Here is a 1019-nt window from a genome sequence, read left to right on the forward strand (position 1 = left end):
ACGGAGATGACCGAGCACCTGGGGCACGACAAGCACCAGAGCGTCGGCAACGCCAAGGGCAATACCCGCAACGGACGCAGCCGCAAGACGCTTAAGGGCGAATTCGGTGAACTGCCTCTTGATGTACCTCGCGACCGCGATGGCAGCTTCGAGCCCAAGCTGGTGCCCAAGCACCAGACTCGCTGGAGCGGGTTCGACGACAAGATCCTCTCGCTGTATGCCCGCGGCATGACGGTGCGCGAGATCCAGGCCCACCTCGAGGAAATGTACGGCACCGAGGTGTCGCCGAGCTTGATTTCCTCCATCACCGACGCGGTGACCGACGAGGTCAAGGCCTGGCAGGGGCGCCCGCTCGATACGGTCTATCCGATCGTGTACATGGACTGCCTGCACGTGAAGGTGCGCGAGGGCGCGGTGCGGGTCAAGGCGGTGTACTTGGCCATCGGCATCACACTGAACGGCGAGAAGGAGGTGCTGGGCCTGTGGCTGGCGCAGACCGAGGGCGCCAAGTTCTGGCTGCAGGTGGTGACCGAGCTGCGCAACCGTGGAGTGCAGGACATCTTCATCGCCTGCGTCGACGGGCTGAAGGGCTTTCCCGAGGCCATCGAGACCGTGTTCCCCAAGACGACGGTGCAGCTGTGCATCGTGCACATGGTGCGCCACAGCCTGAACTACGTGTCGTGGAAGCGCCGCGCCGAAGTGGCCGCCGACCTCAAGCTCATCTACGCCTGTCCGACGCTGGATGAGGCCGAGCAGCGCCTGGCTGAGTTCGAGGCCAAATGGGATGGCGAGTACCCACCAATCAGCCAGGCCTGGCGCCGCAACTGGCCGCGCCTGATTCCGTTCTTCGACTACCCACCGGAGATCCGCAAGGTGATCTATACGACCAACGCGATCGAGTCGGTCAACATGGGGCTGCGCCGGCTGACCAAGCATCGCGGGGCCTTTCCCACGGACGAGGCGCTGATGAAGCTGCTGTACCTGGCACTACGCAACATCAGCCGCAAGTGGACGCTGCC

1 protein-coding gene is annotated in these 1019 nt (G+C 64.0%); it reads left to right on the forward strand.

All coding sequences use genetic code 11. The features are described from left to right. On the forward strand, positions 1-1019 hold a 1019-nt coding region (locus HBF24_RS17150), incomplete at both ends, for an IS256 family transposase (RefSeq protein WP_167175903.1).

Origin of the sequence: Oleiagrimonas sp. C23AA (genome assembly GCF_011759385.1) — a bacterium.
Classification (GTDB): Bacteria; Pseudomonadota; Gammaproteobacteria; order Xanthomonadales; family Rhodanobacteraceae; genus Oleiagrimonas.